This window comes from Planctomycetia bacterium, assembly GCA_015075745.1.
GTDB lineage: Bacteria > Planctomycetota > Phycisphaerae > UBA1845 > UTPLA1 > UTPLA1.
Genome location: JABTTW010000001.1, coordinates 1,857,749 through 1,874,081, shown reverse-complemented (window position 1 = coordinate 1,874,081; position 16,333 = coordinate 1,857,749). Strand labels below are relative to the sequence as shown.

Genomic DNA, 16,333 nt, shown 5'->3' with positions numbered 1-16,333 from the left:
CGACGACAGGGCGGACGATTGATGAAAGTTCTACTTGCCAATCCCAGGGGATTCTGTGCCGGCGTTGATCGAGCGGTAAAGATCGTCGACTTGGCGCTCGAAGTCTTCGGCCCGCCGGTCTATGTGCGCCGAGAAATCGTTCACAACAGCCACGTCGTTTCGGACCTTCGATCCAAAGGCGCGGTCTTCGTACAGGAAGTGGGTGAGGTGCCGACCGGGGCGGTGACGATTCTCAGCGCTCACGGTGTTTCCCCCACGGTGTTCGAAGAATCGAAGCGGCGGCAGTTGCAGGTCATCGACGCGACATGCCCGCTGGTGACGAAGGTGCATCTCGAAGTGCATCGATTCGTCAAGCAGGGCTATCACATTATTCTCATCGGCCACAAGGGTCACGACGAAGTCATCGGCACGCTAGGTCAGTCGGCCGAACATATTACGCTGGTGGAGAATGAGTCCCAGGCGCAGACGGTCACGCTTCCGGCCGGCAAGAAGCTCATGGTGCTGACGCAGACCACGTTGGGAGTTGACGATACCGCCGGAGTGCTTGCGGCGCTGCGCCGGCGATTTCCAAGTCTCGAATTGCCGCCGACGGATGACATCTGTTATGCGACGCAAAACAGGCAGGACGCCGTCAAGGAGATGGCCCGTCGCGGCATGAAGCTGCTCTTGGTCGTCGGATCGCGCAATTCGAGCAACGCGGCAAGGCTTGTTGAAGTCGCTCAGGCGCGCGGCGTACGTGGATTCCTGATCGACGGAGTCGGTGAGATTCAGTTGCAATGGCTGGAAGGTGTCGACGTCGTCGGTGTGACGGCGGGAGCCAGTACTCCTGAGGGAGTCGTACAGGCCGTGGTTGGCAAGCTCCTCGAACAAGGGGCAAAGGAAATTGAGTATTGCACGACGGCGGAGGAGAGTACCGTCTTCCAGATACCGGTTTCGCTGAAGCAGGCGATTGCGGATCGCGGGGCGAGCGATGTCGCGCTCTCCGTGCTGAGGCCGACGGGGGCGTAAGTATGAGCGAACACGGTGAGCCCAGACACACGGTTGGCTCGTTGGCCAGTTCCGCCCTCGATGGCGGTCGGTCGGCCATTGACGCGGCAGCGGCCGGCGCGAAGACGACGGCCAAGCTGGCGGTCGGCACCTTCTTCGCGGGGTGCAACCTGCTGCTCGATCTGGGCGTGAAGGCGGCACGGCGGCTGCCCCTCGACGGCGGCGCGAGATCGATTCATTCCGGCGACGAGGCGGATCCGACAGGCGTTGTTGATGGTGGCACGGCTGGACAAATCGGCTGGTGGCTGCCCGGTGAAAGGGGACCCCAGGCGGGATCAGATGCCATCCATGCGGCACTTTTGAAAGTGTCGGAGCCGTTGCACATTGTTCGTCACCGCGGAGGTCAGGCGGTCGGCGTCGGCGGACGGAGCCTCATCGGAGAGGGTTCGCTGCATGTCGAGCCCTGCCATCCGTTGGTCGCGTTTGCGCCGGCCCTTCATCCTTCACAACTTGGTGACGCGGCGTTTCGAAATGCATACGGACTTAAGTACGCGTACCTGGCCGGCGCCATGGCCAACGGCATCGGTTCAGAGGAAGTCGTCGAGGCGATGAGCCGCGCCGGCATGCTTGGATTCTTCGGCTCGGCCGGTCTGCCGATTGCCCGCGTTGAGCAGGCGATTGATCGACTCCATCGCAATCTCGGCAGTTCGCCATTTGGCATCAATCTCATCCATAGTCCGAACGAGCCGGACTTGGAATCCGGCGTCGTCGATCTTTACCTGCGCCGCGGCGTCAAGCTTGTCGATGCTTCGGCCTATCTCGATTTGACGCTTCCGCTGATTCGATATCGCCTCGCGGGCATTCATCAACGACCGGATGGGCGCGTTGTTTGCCCTAACACGGTGATCGCCAAAGTCTCGCGCGCCGAAGTTGCCCGAAAGTTCATGATGCCGCCGCCCGCGAACCTGCTTGCACAGCTCGTGCAGTCCGGATTCATCACCGAGGCGCAGGCCAAGCTCGCCGAACATGTGCCTGTCGCCCCGGACCTTACCGTCGAGGCGGACTCCGGCGGGCACACCGACAATCGTCCGGCCATTTCGCTTTTGCCATCGATGATTGCCCTGCGAGATGAAGTGCAGGCGAAGTATCAGTACGCCGAGCCGCTGCGTGTCGGCGCGGCAGGCGGTATTTCCACGCCTGCGTCCGCCGTTGCGGCCTTCTCAATGGGGGCGGCCTACGTGATGACCGGTTCAGTCAATCAGGGGTGTCTTGAGGCCGGTACTTCACAGACCGTCCGGGAGATGCTTGCACAGGCGGGTCCGGCCGACATCGCCATGGCCCCCGCCGCGGACATGTTCGAGATGGGAGTGAAAGTACAGGTACTGAAGTGGGGCACGCTCTTCGCTGTCCGCGCTCGCAAGCTGTATGACCTCTACCGCGAATTCGACAGCCTGGAGGCATTGCCGCCTTCGCAACGGTCCCCGCTGGAACGAGACTTCTTCCGCTGCTCGCTTGAACAGGCATGGGACGAGACTCGCCGCTTCTTCGAGGAGCGTGACCCGAGTCAGATCGCCCGCGCCCAGCGCGAGCCGAAGCACAAGATGGCGCTGGTTTTCAGGTCGTATCTCGGTCGCTCGTCGGACTGGGCCAACAAGGGCGAGGCGTCCCGCAAGGCGGATTACCAGATATGGTGCGGCCCGGCGATGGGGGCCTTCAATGAATGGACTCGGGGCACTTTTCTAGCCAAGCCGGAGAACCGAAGCGTGGTTACGGTAGCCATGAACATCCTGCTCGGCGCAGCTGTCCAGTTTCGAGTAAACTGGCTCCGCGGTCAGGGCGTTGAATTGGCTCCCGAGGCGACCGGCTTCCGGCCGATTGAGCGCGACGCGATTTTAAAACTGATATAGACATCCACTCCGCCGCGGCGGATCCAAGTTGATCAACCAAAAAGGCCTGAGATTGAGTACCAAAGGACAAGGCGCGGGTCCGGGGCAGTGTCCCATTGCCATCGTGGGCATGGGATGTGTTTTTCCCGGCGCGGCGAATCTTAAAGAGTTCTGGCGAACCCTTGCCCGAGGTGAGGATGGTATTACCGAAGTACCGCCGACGCACTGGTCGCCAGCGGACTATTTCGACGCCGACCCTAAGCGGCCGGATCATACTTATTGCTCTCGCGGCGGCTATCTTTCGCCGGTACAGTTTGACCCCACCGAATTCGGCATCCCACCGAGTATTCTTGAAGCAACGGACACGACTCAACTACTCGCGCTGCATGTGGCCAAGATGGCCCTCGCCGACGCTGGATACGACGATTCACGCGAGTTTGACCGTGAGCGTGCTGGCGTCATTCTTGGCATCACCGGCACGCAAGAGCTGGTCATTTCCCTCGGCGCGCGGCTCGGTCATCCCCTGTGGCGAAAGTCGCTTGCCGAAGCCGGCGTGGACCCGAAGACCGCCGAGGAAGTCATCCGCCGTATTTCGGAAGGCTATGTCTCCTGGCAGGAAAATTCGTTTCCCGGACTACTCGGCAATGTCGTCGCGGGCCGAATTGCCAACCGGTTGAACCTGCGAGGCACGAACTGCGTCATTGATGCGGCGTGCGCGAGCTCGCTCGGCGCGGTGCATCTCGCCATGATGGAGCTCGCCACTGGCCGGGCCGACATGATCCTGTCCGGTGGAGCGGATACGCTCAACGACATCTTCATGCATATGTGCTTCTCGAAGACGCCCGCCCTGTCGCCAACGGGCGATGCGCGGCCATTCAGCGCCAACGCGGACGGCACGGTTCTCGGCGAAGGCATCGGCATGGTTGTTCTCAAGCGCCTCGCCGATGCCGAGCGAGACGGCGACCGCGTCTATGCCGTGATTCGAGGCATGGGCACTTCGAGCGACGGCCGTTCGCAGAGCATTTATGCACCGCACGCGGCGGGACAGGCGCGCTGCCTTCGTAACGCTTATGAGCTTGCCGGAATCTCGCCGCAAAGCGTTTCACTGCTTGAGGCACACGGAACCGGCACCACCGTCGGCGATGCCACTGAGTTCGATGCCTTGCGCACGGTTTTTAGAGAAGCGCGCGGTGACGGTGCATGGTGCGCATTGGGTTCTGTGAAGTCACAAATTGGCCACACCAAGGCCGCCGCCGGCGCGGCCGGAATGGTCAAAGCGGCCCTTGCGATCTATCACGCAAGTTTCCCGCCGACCCTGAAGATCAGCGAGCCGAATCCCAAAATGGGAATTGGCGACAGTCCGTTCTATTTGAATACCGAACTTCGACCGTGGTTGACCGACCACAGCACGCCGCGTCGCGCCGGGGTCAGTTCATTCGGCTTCGGTGGCAGCAATTTTCATGTGGTCCTCGAAGAACATGGCGTAGCGCAGGAGGTTCCTGCGTGGGACGGCTCCGTGGAGATCATCGCGCTGTCCGCTGATTCACGCGATTCGTTGGTGAGTCAACTCGCCGTGTGGAGTAAGACTGTCGTCGAGCCGGAATTCGATCGCACGCACCTGGCTTGGATGGCATGTGAATCTCGCCGCGATTTCTGTCGCGAAGATACTCACCGTTTGCTCATCATCGTTGAACACGGCGACGATTTGTCTGTTATCCTGGGAAAGGCAACCGATCGTCTGGCAACGGGCGCCGACCGCTGGACGCTACCCAACATTTATTATTCAGCAACGCCCGCCGAAGGAAAGCTGGCGTTTCTTTTCCCCGGCCAGGGCAGCCAATACGTCGGCATGGCCCGAAGAATGGCGTGCGCTTTTCCAGAGTTACGCGCGGCCCTCACAGAGACCGATCAGGGATTTGACGGTCCCGTTCACTCTGTTTCTGACGCCATCTATCCAACCTCGGCTTTTACTGAAGAGGCTCGCCAGGCACAGGAAGATCGACTTCGCCGAACTGACATCGCTCAGCCCGCACTCGCAGCGATTGAGTGGGGCATGTCGAAAGTCCTCGGTCGCTTCGGTGTTCGTCCCGACACCGTTTGCGGCCATAGCTACGGTGAACTTGTCGCGCTTGCCGTCGCCGGCGCTTACGACGAACGGACGCTGATGGGCCTTTCTCGGCTTCGCGGTCGGCTGATGGCGGGTGACGGAGAAGATCGCGGCGCTATGCTTGCTGTGAAGGCTTCGCCGGCCGATCTTGACCATCTCATCGCCGAAAGCCGCCTCGATGTGGTGCTTGCCAATCTCAACTCCCCGAGCCAGTGCGTCCTTTCGGGTTCGCACGAGGCAATTGATCGCGCTGCCGAAGCATGCAAGGCGCTTGGATTCGCCAGCACCAAGTTGCAAGTATCCGGCGCGTTCCACAGCCCGTTGATGGCGGATGCGGCTGAATCAATGGGAAGTGCAATCGAAGCCTCTGCATTCGCCGGTCCGCAAATTCCGGTGATTGCCGGCTCGTCCGCCGCGCCGTATCCGGGCGACCCAGAAGAGGCAAAGTCACTTCTGGCGGGCCAATTGCTTTCTCCCGTCAATTTTGTCGGCCAAATCGAGTCGCTGTATGATTCCGGCGTTCGGACATTCCTGGAGGTGGGGCCCAAGCCAATCCTCACCGGCCTTGTCGGTTCGATCTTAAAAGACAGGCAGCACGCCGCGATCAGCATGGATGCCAGTGCGGGGCGAAAATGCGGAATCTCCGACCTCGGACGATTGGTCGCGCAACTTGCCGCGGCCGGACATGAAGTTGACTTAACTCAATGGGAGGCGGCCGCCAGGGAGCCTCGCAAGCAGAAGATGATGGTGCCGCTCGTCGGCGCGAACTACCGTTCGCCGAAGCCGGCGACAGAGTTGCCGGAAAAAAGCGAAACGACCAAACGATCTCCGCCGGCTTCCGTTCCTGTTCGGCCGGCCAGGATTGAACAAGCTTCAAAGAGTGCGAAAATGTCAGAAACCTCCGATATGCCCCCCGCATCGCCAGGCCCGAGTCGGTCCGAGATAGATCAGTCTGCGAGTGTCCCGTCGGTATCTCCGGTCCTTACTGATGCGCTGCGCGTCATGCAGGAGGGGCTTCGCTCGATGCAGTCCCTGCAACAGCAGACCGCCGCAGCTCACGAGAAGTTTCTCGCGACTCAGGAGCAAGCCCATCGGGCCTTTCAGCAGCTTCTCGAAAGTCAGCATCGACTTATATCGAACTCGTTGAATCGTTCTCAACCTGTTTACCAGCAGTCGCCGTCGCTGCCGCCCGTGGAGGCCGAAAAGCCAATCGCGGTCGCAGCACCGCCGGCCCATCAGATGCCGCCTGTTCGCCAAACTCAGGCCGCGCCGATCGTCGAGTCTCCCAAGCCGAAGGCTCAACCAATCTCTTCCGTTGAGTCCGTGCCCGCGGCCAAGGCGCCCGCTAGTGTTCAGGGTGACGCGCGATCTCGCATAGAACCGATTGTTCAAGAGATCGTGTGCGAAAAGACCGGGTATCCATCGGAGATGATCACCCTGGAAATGGACATCGAGGCCGACTTAGGCATCGATTCCATTAAGCGAGTGGAGATCATCTCGGCCATTGAGGAACGGTTGCCGGGCCTTCCCACCATCAAGCCCGAACATATGGGCAGTTTGCGTACGCTCGGTCATATTGTTGACTTCATGGCCGGCGGCGCGGCGGATATACCGCTGACGCCCTCGCCTCAACCGACAGAATCGCCGAAGCAGCCGATTGCGCCGAGTGCCGGACCCGCGGCCGCGACATCCACTCAGAACGCCGATGCATTCGGTCAAACACTCCTGAGCGTTGTTGCCGAGCGCACGGGATATCCTCCCGACATGCTCAATCTCGACATGGACATGGAAGCGGATCTCGGTATCGACTCGATCAAGCGCGTCGAGATTCTTGCCGGCGTTGAGGCGCAGACGCCTGACCTGCCGCCGGTGAAGCCGGAGTTCATGGGCAGCCTGAGAACGCTCCGGCAGGTTGTCGATTATTACCTTTCGCAGTCACCAGCGGCGCCCGCGATCGCACCATCGCGTGAGCAGGCTTCGAGCGTGTCGGTCGCACCACGGGAAATCAAAGCAGAGCCACAGAATTTGGCATTGCTTAAGCGGGGTGTTCTGATCGCCGTCGAGACGCAGCCGCCGCAGGATCGCCCGCTGAATATCGCCTCGGACGGTGAAATCTGGGTCACCGACGACGGCGAGGGGTTATCCGCCGCGATCATCGATGAATGTATTTCCGCCGGCATCGCCGCGCGATTGGTCAATCTCACTGAAATATCAGGGCGCACGAAGCGCACCGGCATTGTCGGATTGATTATTGTTTCGCCGATTGCCACGTCCGGTGCGATGGCGGGCCGAGAATCGTCCGACGTTTTCCTGCGTGAGGCCTTGATGGCCGCCAGGCTTGTCAGCGCCGATCTCACCGGCGCAGCGAAAACGGGACGCGCCGTATTCGCCACCATTACTCGTCTTGACGGCGCGATGGGTCTTGTCGGGAGCGACTTCGATCCTGTGATCGGTGGGCTCGCCGGCCTGACCAAAACCGCAGCGCTGGAGTGGCCGAACGTGTGCTGTCGCGCGATTGATGTCTCGCCTGATTGGACTGACCTGCCCGCGGCTGCTTCGGCGATACTGCGTGAGTTGGCCGCCGACGGTCCGACGGAAGTTGGCCTGGGGTCCGGGCGACGGCTGGAATTCGAGGTCCAGCAGGAATCCGCGAAGATCGGACAGCCTGCCCTCTGCGCCGATGATGTTGTCGTCGTGACCGGCGGCGCTCGAGGCGTGACGGCCGAGGCGGTGATTGCCCTGGCCCGCCAGTGTGCGCCGAGGCTGATTCTGCTCGGTCGTTCGCCCGTACCCGAGGAGGAGCCGTCCTGGCTTGCTCCGCTGACCAGCGAGTCCGACATTAAGCAGGCGATTCTGAAGCACGCATTCGCAGGCCAGCGACCGACGCCCGCCGAATTGCAGGCTGAGTTCAGTGCGCGAATGGCCGCTCGAGAGATTCGCAAGAACATTGATCGCATCGCCGAGGCCGGCGCAAGCGTCGCTTACGAGGCGGTGGATGTGCGAGATGCCGAGGCGCTTCGCGAGGTAACGCAGCGCATTATTGCGCAGCACGGCCCTGTCCGCGGCCTGATTTACGCCGCCGGGACGCTGGAAGATCGGCTCATCAAGGACAAAACCGCCGAACAGTTTGCGAAAGTCTTTGACACCAAGATCGTCGGCCTTCGAAATCTGCTCGCCGAGCTCGATCTCGACGAATTGCGGCAGGTCGTCCTTTTCTCTTCGGTAAGTGCCCGATACGGCAACGTCGGCCAGAGCGACTATGCCATGTCGAACGAATCTCTGAACAAGATTGCACGGCGAATGAGTCGTGAGCTGTCTCGATGCCGTGTGACATCGATCAACTGGGGCCCGTGGGACGGTGGCATGGTGACGCCGGCATTGCGTCGCGAGTTTGTTCGGCAGGGCGTCGAATTGATTCCGCTTGCCGCCGGCGCGGAAGCGATGGTGACCGAGACGCTCGTCGAGTCGGGCAATGTCGAGGTCGTCGTCGGCGCACCGCTGAGTCGACGAAAAAGCATCCATGTTGAGCCCGTCGCCGCGCCGGCCGCTCCGACCGGGGACCTTTCGATTGCATTTCAACTCGATCTCGATGCAGAGCGGTTTCCGTTTCTCCGATCGCACTTGCTGGCCGGCCGGCCGGTATTGCCTGTTGCGATGATGGTCGAGTGGATGGCCCATGCGGCGCTGCATGCAAATCCGGGCCTCGTTGTGCGTGGTATCGACGACTTGAGAGTCCTCAAGGCCGCGGCTCTTGACCGTGAGGGTACGCTGGGTGTGATGCTTGCGGTATCTCGCTCTCGTCGAGATGGCGACGCCTTCATTGTCGATGCCGAATTGCGATCTGTCCGCAACGATGGTCTGCCGGCCATACACGCCCATTCAAAAATACTCCTGGCGGCTCAAAGGTTGTCTGCTCCTGCCGCGCCCGAGGAACACGCCGTCATCGACCGCGCCTATCCGCGTAATGTCGATTCTGCATATGAGGAAAATCTCTTCCACGGGCCGCACCTGCGCGGCATTCGTGAGATTCGCGGGCTCAGCAGCCGAGGCATCGTCGGTCGAGTCGTGTCCGCAGGCGCTCCGCGCGATTGGATGTCCGAGCCGTTGCGCGGCGCATGGATCGCCGATCCTTTGATTCTCGATGCCGCGTTTCAATTGGCGATCCTATGGTGCTGCGAAGAGCTGGGCGCGCCGTCGCTGCCGACTCACTTCGGACGCCTTCGGTTGTATTGCCCTTCGCTGCCGATGGATGGGGTAACGTGCATTCTCCAGGTTCGCGAGTCCTCGCGGGCGAAGATGACTTCTGACATTGCATTCGTCAGTGCGGCCGGCGCGCTCGTCGCTGAAATCAGCGGTTACGAATGCACGGTAGATCCGCTCCTTTGGGATGCCTTCCGTCCGCCTTCCCGATTGTCCGCCGCCACCTGAAGGTCGCCGCATGAAACGTGATTGTCCGATCGCCATCGTCGGCATGGGCGGCGTCTTCCCCGGCGCGGCTGACCTGCGCGCCTTTTGGAACAACATTGCGCAGGCCCGCGACATGACGCGCGAGGTTCCGCCTGGTCGGTGGATCATTGAACCGCATCGCGCAATCGCCGATGCGCCATCGGCGGACAAAGTCCTTTCTGTCCGCGGGTGCTTTGTTGAGGATTTCCGGCTCGATCCTGCCGGTCTGGAAATCGACAGGCATTTGCTCTCGCAGCTTGATCCGCTCTATCACTTTGTCCTCCATGCTGGGCGTGACGCCTACCGCCATGCCCGGATGGACGGAGTCGATCACGATCGCATAGGTGTGATCCTCGCGGCCATTGCGCTGCCGACCGACGCATCATCGGCCATTACGCGAGAAACATTGGGTGCGGACTTTGAGCGACGGCTCTTTGAGCATGCGGGCATTGTTTCGGCAAGAGAGCGGGAAAAGTCGACGGTCACGCACCAGATGAACGGACGCGTTGTTGGATTGCCGGCTGCTCTGCTGGCACAGGCCCTGGGGTTGGGCGGCGGGACGTACACGCTTGATGCCGCGTGCGCATCTTCTTTATACGCTGTGAAGCTCGCGTGTGATGAGCTACGAAGCGGGCGAGCCGACGCCATGCTCGCCGGTGGTGTTTCGCGTCCGGAGTGTCTTTATACGCAGATGGGGTTCACTCAGCTACGCGCACTCTCCCCAAGCGGCCGATGCGCTCCGTTCGATGCCTCCTGCGATGGACTCGTTGTCGGCGAGGGCGCGGGGGTCATTGTTCTGAAGCGCCTCGATGACGCGGTTGCCGCCGGCGACGAGATCCACGGGGTCATTCGCGGCATCGGTCTATCGAACGACATCGGCGGAAGCCTTCTTGCTCCGGACAGCGAGGGGCAGCTTCGGGCCATGCGCCAAGCCTATGAGGCAGCGGGTTGGACGCCGGACAGCGTCGATCTCATCGAGTGTCATGGTACGGGCACTCCTACCGGCGACGCGGTTGAGATTCAGAGCATGAGGACGCTTTGGGAGGAGATTAGCGCCAGGTCCGGCCAGTGCGCGATCGGATCGGTCAAGTCGATGATCGGCCATCTCCTCACGGGCGCAGGCGCAGCAGGTTTGATCAAGGTACTGCTCGCCATGCGGCATGAGACGCTGCCGCCGTCGGCGAATTATCGAGACCATGGTGGAGCGATTCCTCTGAAGGGCAGCCCGTTTAGAGTGCAGGTCGCCCCGGAGCCATGGGCGCCTCGCGACAGGCAGACACCGCGCCGCGCCGCGATCAGCGCCTTCGGGTTCGGCGGTATCAATGCCCATGTCCTGGTTGAGGAGTACCTGGCGAGTGTGGAGCCTGAGAGGAGCCGCTTACCGTCAACGATCATCATCGCCCCGACAACAGAGGACCCGACTGAACCAATTGCGATCGTCGGCATGGGCGCGCACTTCGGCGATGCCGCTTCGCTTGCCGAGTTCCGGCGGGTCGCGTTCGGCGGTGCGCTCCAGCGAACCGAAATTGATCAGTTGAAGGTCGTTTCGGGGCGATTTCGCATCCCGCCGATGGAACTGCCGGAGATTCTTCCTCAACAGCTTCTCATGTTGGATGTCGTCGCCGAGGCGATGATGGACGCGGGCATGCCTCTACGCGAGCGCCGTCCGAATGTGGGTGTGCTGATCGGCATGTCCCTCGACTTCAACACGACAAACTTCCACCTGCGATGGTGGCTGCCGTCACAAGCCCGCCGATGGGCGCGAAGGCTCGGCATCGAGCTTTCCCCGCAACAGGAGGCTGACTGGGTCACGGCAATGCAGGATGCTATTTGTCCAGCACTCAACGCTACTCGCACGCTCGGGGCCCTGGGCGGGATCATCGCCAGTCGCATTGCTTGTGAGTTTCAACTGGGCGGACCGAGCTTCGCGGTTTCCTGCGAGGAGACATCCGGACTCAAGGGACTTGAAGTCGCCGTTCGGGCTCTGCGGGCGCGGGAGATGGACGCCGTCGTTGTCGGCGCAATCGACCTGGCGACCGACAGCCGTGCTGCAATGACGTCGGCCGGCAATGGCGATCAGCATGTTGGGGATGGCGCGGCTGCGCTGGTCGTCAAGCGATTGTCCGATGCCCTGCGTGATGAAGATAGAATCTACGCCGTAATCCGCGGTCTCGGTCATGCCTCGGGAGATGCTGTCAAGGGGTCGGCCGCGCTGCTTCGAGCCTGCGAGGATGCCGATGTCAAAGCCGCCTCCGTCGGCCTTGTTGAGTTCGCGGGAAGTAGCGAGACTTCGCCGGACATTCAGGCGGCCTTCTCCGAAGTCCCTCAACTCGTCGCGCTTAGCTCGTCCACTCTATGCGTCGGTCATTGTGGGGCTGCCACTGGCATGGCATCGCTTATTCGAGCCGCACTATGCCTCCATCACGCGACATTACCGGGAACGCGGGCGAGCCTATCGCCATTGCACAATCAGTCGGACTCATTCCATTTCCCGGTCGAGCCGCAGTATTGGTTACGCGATCGAGTCGATGGGCCCCGGCGAGCGTTGGTCAGCGCGACGACGAGCGACGGCAACAGCGCTTGCGTGATCCTTGAGGAGCAGGAGCCATTATCCACCCGCTCTCGCGCGCCCGTGCTTGACATGCCGACGGCCACCTTCGCCGTCGAGGCGAGTGACGTCGCCCAGCTTGTTCGAGGTCTCACCGAGCTTCGCGGATTTGCCGAGACGGCCAGTGATGGCCTCGGCAGCCTTGCCGCAAGGTGGTTACGTGAACACTCTGCCGATACCTCGAAACGCCTCGCCGTCGCGATCGTCGCCGACAGTTCAGTTTCGCTCGTACGGTCAATCGACTCTGCCCAAAAGTCGCTACGTGATAAGCCGACCGAGGCCATTCGCGGTCAGGATGGCGTTTTCTTTTTCCCGGATCCACTCGGCGGCAAGGGTGACCTTGCATTCGTTTTCCCCGGTTCCGGCAATCACTACCTCGGCATGGGGCGTGAGCTCGCACTGCACTTCCCGCAGGTGGTCGATGCGCTGGATGCTCAATCGGATCGGCTTGCCGGCCACTTCTCGCCGCAACAACTGATGCCCTGGCGCTGCGATTGGCCCAATGGCTGGCGGCAGGAGGCAATGCACGCGGTCGCTCACGATGTCGAGCGGCTCATATTCGGACAGGTTTCCTTCGGCGTCCTGGCCAGCGATATTCTTCAATTAGCCGGTCTGCGCCCCCGTGCAACGATCGGCTACAGCCTCGGCGAGTCGGTCGGCCTCTTCGCGCTTCGGGCGTGGCCCGATCGCGATGAAATGTTTCGCCGGATGAGCGATTCGCCGCTCTTCAAGTCGCAGCTTGCCGGGCCACGCAACGCGATCTACAGCGCATGGAGATTGCCGCCTGATGCAGCTTCGGAGTGGTGCGCCGCGGTCGTTGCGAAACCTGTCGAAGTTGTGCGACAGGCGCTGGTCGGCCTTCATCACGCCCGACTGTTGATCGTGAATACACCGACAGAATGCGTGGTCGGCGGATTGCGACGCGATGTTCATGAGGCGGCACGGCGTGCCGGCAGTCGCGCCATTACGATCGATGGCGTTCCGACGGTGCACTTCGAGGCTGTGAATGAAGTTGAGCAGGCGTATCGCCAGCTTCATCTTCTCCCAACGAGTCCGCCCGATGGCATTCGCTTCTATAGCGCTGCCGCCGGAAAGGCCTACAACGTCTCTAAGGAGACCGCGGCTGAATCCATCACGGCCCAGGCGATCCATGGTTTTGATTTTCCGGCGGTCATCCGACAGGCGTATGCCGATGGTGTGCGACTGTTTGTCGAGGTCGGCCCGCAGGCGTCGTGTACGCGCATGATCGACCGGATCCTCGAAGGAAGATCGTATTTTGCGGCATCGGCCTCAGGTAGAGCGGATGAGGAACTCCATTCGCTGATGGCACTGCTCGCCGGATTAATCGCCCAGCGCGTGCCGGTGAATCTGGCGGGATTGTATCGAGACGCCCTTGACGATGCGGCTTCGTCGCGGCTCCCGGGGCATGCCGTGATCGAGATATCAACGCGGCTTGAGCAATTACCCCCGCCTTTGCCGACTCCGCAGCGTTCGATGGCTTTAGGGGAGACATTGCCCGCGCGGCCGTCACGGGAAGATTCTGCAGGCGAAGGCATTGATGAATCGGCGGATGTGTTCATGCCATCGGTGCCCGGTGGAGGGGATGAATTCGTCATGCTGAGAGATGCTGTGCTTGCGACCGCGGCGCGAACAACGGCGGCGCATGATGCATATCTGCGATTCAGCGAAAGCGCATCCAGGGAATTGGCATCAGTACTTACGATGCAGGCCGAGTTGTTGGAAAGCGCAGTCGGTAAGGTCGACGGCGCAGCAGTACTTTCGGAAATCGTCAACGACAACGAGATGCCGATATCGCCTCGCCAGTCGGTTCCGCCAGTCTCTCTTCGTCGTGCCGCCGCGCCGGCCTACTCCCGCGAATTGTGTTTGGAGTTTGCCCGTGGAAAGGTGGCCAATGTGCTTGGCCCGAAATTTGAAATCATCGACGGCTATCGCACACGCGTTCGACTGCCTGATGAGCCCTTGATGCTGGTCGATCGAATCATGTCGGTCAATGGGACCAAAGGCGTACTTGGGCCCGGCCGGGTTGTCACCGAGCATGACGTGCTTCCCGGCGCGTGGTACCTGGACTCAGACCGCTGCCCGATCTGTATTACCGTTGAGGCCGGACAGGCCGACTTGTTTCTTTCGGGCTATCTCGGAATTGACTTCGTTGCCAAAGGCGTTCGCTCTTATCGGCTTCTGGATGCCACGGTCACGTTTCATCGCGACCTGCCCCGGCCGGGCGAGACCATTCATTACGACATTCGCATTGACCGATTCGTGCGTCAGGGCGAGACGTACATGTTTTTCTTCGAGTTTGACGGCACGATTGACGGCGAGCCGGTTCTGACCATGCGGAAGGGCTGCGCCGGTTTTTTCACAACGGAAGAGATACGCCAGTCACATGGCCTTGTGCTGCGGCCCGAGGAAACAAGGCCGTCGCCGCGCACATTGCCGGATGGATTTGCCTGGCCCGTTGGGGTTGATACGCCGGGGACAGAATCGTTTGGCGATGACAGGATTGCAGCACTGAGACGGGGCGAACTTGCAGACTGCTTCGGGCAACAGTTTGCCGACCTGGCGCTGGCCAATCCTCCGCGGCTGCCGGGCGGACCGATGAAGCTCATCGACCGGGTGCTGGAGCTAAACGCCAACGGCGGGCGGTACGGACTCGGCATGATTTACGCCGAAGCCGATGTGCATCCCGATGACTGGTATCTGACCTGTCACTTCGTGGACGACATGGTCATGCCCGGCACGCTGATGTACGAATGCACGGTTCACACGCTGCGGGTCTTCCTGCTTCGCATGGGATGGATCGCCGATCAGGACGATTTGATCTACGAGCCGATTCCCGGGATCGCCAGCGCCCTGAGGTGCCGCGGTCCTGTCACGCCGGCGACGAAGAAGGCATCCTACCGTGTCGAAATCAAGGAGGTGGGATATCGACCGGAGCCTTACGTGCTGGCCGACGCCCTGATGTACGCCGACGGCGTACCCATCGTGCAAATGACCAACATGTCGCTACAACTGACCGGCCTCACTCGGGAGCGCATCGAGTCGTTGTGGCGCGGCAAGTCCGAAGTTTCGATGTCCGTGTCTGCGACTCGTCGTGAGCCCATCTTTTCTGGCGAACAGATTCTCGCCTTTGCGGTTGGCAAGCCATCGGATTGTTTTGGCGAACCGTATCGCATCTTCGACGGCGACAGTCGCCGCATCGCCCGTCTGCCGGGGCCACCCTATCAATTTCTCGATCGCGTCACATCCGTGGAGCCACCGCCCTTCGTCCTCAAGGCCGATGGCTGGATCGAGGCGGAATACGACGTGCCGCCCGATGCCTGGTACTTCGCGGCAAACCGCCAAGTGTCAATGCCTTTCGCCGTGCTGCTGGAGATAGCCCTTCAGCCCTGCGGTTTTCTTGCCGCCTACGCAGGATCGGCGCTGACCAGCGAGGATGATCTGTCTTTCCGCAATCTTGGCGGCGAGGCAACGTTGCACGACGAGGTATTCGCGGACGCCGGCACGCTGCGCATCCAAGTGCGAATGACCAACGTCTCGCGGGCGGGCGGCATGATCATCGAACACTTCGACATGCGGGTGCTGCGCGGCGATCTCGTTATCTACGACGGCACGACCTCGTTCGGCTTCTTTTCCAGGGAGGCTCTGGCGCGACAGGTCGGCATCCGCGACGCGGGCCAACGAATGTACATGCCGACAGATACGGAGCGTACCACGGCAAAATCCTTCGACTTGCCGAAGGTCGCTCCGATGACGCCCGATGAAGCGGGCTTAATCGCGTTTGATGGGCAATCCGCCGGGGCAGCCATGCCTGCGCAGGCATTTCGCATGTTGGATCGGGTGGATGTCTTGATTCCCGACGGCGGACCGCACGCCCTGGGCTTCGTGCAGGGCTCGGCCAAAGTGGATCCATCGGCCTGGTTCTTCAAGGCCCACTTCTATCAGGACCCGGTATGGCCCGGCTCCCTCGGTCTGGAGTCCATGCTGCAATTGATGAAGGCCTTCGCCCTCGACCGCTGGCCCCACCTGGCGGCGACACATCGCTTCGAACCGATCGCCGTCGGCATGACCCACGAGTGGTTCTATCGCGGGCAGATCATTCCGACCAACGAGCGTGTCGAGGTGCAGGCAACAATTACTCGTCGCGAAGAGGGCGACCAGCCGCTCTTGGTTGCTGATGGATTCCTGACCGTGGACGGCACCGTCATTTATGAAATGAGAAACTTCGGGCTTCGCATGGTGCCGATGTAACGGCATCAAGCAAGGGCACACAAGAGACTG

At 61.2% G+C, this 16,333-nt stretch carries 4 protein-coding genes; all 4 read left to right on the top strand.

Annotated elements, in window-relative coordinates; all coding sequences use genetic code 11:
- Positions 1–21 precede the first annotated feature (21 nt).
- The 4 genes from ispH to HS101_07320 are packed head-to-tail and all read left to right on the top strand — an operon-like array spanning position 22 to position 16,303.
- Positions 22–1,008 (top strand): 4-hydroxy-3-methylbut-2-enyl diphosphate reductase, encoded by a 987-nt coding sequence (ispH, locus tag HS101_07335; GenBank protein MBE7506087.1) that lies wholly within the window; start codon positions 22–24, stop codon positions 1,006–1,008.
- A gap of 2 nt (positions 1,009–1,010) precedes the next feature.
- The gene (locus tag HS101_07330) at positions 1,011–2,894 is read left to right on the top strand and encodes a PfaD family polyunsaturated fatty acid/polyketide biosynthesis protein (GenBank protein MBE7506086.1); all 1,884 of its coding nucleotides are present in this window, start codon (positions 1,011–1,013) and stop codon (positions 2,892–2,894) included.
- 52 nt (positions 2,895–2,946) lie between these two features.
- Complete coding sequence (locus HS101_07325; protein MBE7506085.1) at positions 2,947–9,408, top strand: SDR family NAD(P)-dependent oxidoreductase; 6,462 nt, start codon at positions 2,947–2,949, stop codon at positions 9,406–9,408.
- A gap of 10 nt (positions 9,409–9,418) precedes the next feature.
- A complete protein-coding gene (locus HS101_07320; GenBank protein ID MBE7506084.1) occupies positions 9,419–16,303 on the top strand; it encodes a type I polyketide synthase in 6,885 nt (2,294 codons plus the stop codon).
- Positions 16,304–16,333: the final 30 nt, after the last annotated feature.

What these genes read in the sequence shown, in the direction of transcription:
- ispH (MBE7506087.1), top strand. Translation starts at nt 22, where the DNA reads ATGAAAGTTCTACTTGCCAATCCCAGGGGATTCTGTGCCGGCGTTGAT.
- HS101_07330 (MBE7506086.1), top strand. Translation starts at nt 1,011, where the DNA reads ATGAGCGAACACGGTGAGCCCAGACACACGGTTGGCTCGTTGGCCAGT.
- HS101_07320 (MBE7506084.1), top strand. Translation starts at nt 9,419, where the DNA reads ATGAAACGTGATTGTCCGATCGCCATCGTCGGCATGGGCGGCGTCTTC.